Annotated in this window: 1 pseudogene; it reads left to right on the forward strand. The window is 48.7% G+C overall.

Annotated features, from left to right (window positions below):
* A pseudogene (locus A3739_RS06595) lies at positions 1-571 on the forward strand (dihydroxy-acid dehydratase); the annotation flags it as partial.
* Positions 572-594 lie beyond the last annotated feature (23 nt).

Genomic DNA, 594 nt, shown 5'->3' on the forward strand with positions numbered 1-594 from the left:
TGTCCCAGGACATGTTCATTTGAAAGACATGGGGCGACTCGTCGCGCGCCAAAATGAAAAAGCGGGTGGCGTTGCAAAAGAATTCAATACCATCGCGGTCGATGATGGTATTGCTATGGGGCATGATGGCATGCTTTACAGCTTACCCTCACGTGAGATCATCGCCGACTCTGTCGAATACATGGCAAACGCGCACTGCGCAGACGCATTAGTGTGTATTTCAAACTGCGACAAAATCACACCCGGAATGCTCATGGCAGCCTTGCGCTTAAACATTCCTGTTGTATTTGTTTCAGGTGGCCCAATGGAAGCGGGTAAGACAAAATTGAGTGAACACAAACTCGATCTTGTCGACGCGATGGTTATCGCAGCGGATGATACGGCCGATGATGAAACAGTTGCCGAATATGAGCGCAGCGCATGCCCAACATGTGGTTCATGCTCTGGAATGTTTACCGCAAATTCAATGAACTGTTTAACTGAAGCGATTGGTCTTTCGCTTCCTGGTAACGGCACGACACTCGCGACGCATGCCGATCGTGAGAAATTGTTCTTAAAAGCAGCGAGGAGGTGAAGAATAGTGTTTGTTGATCC

It is taken from the genome of Oleiphilus sp. HI0067 (genome assembly GCF_001635735.1).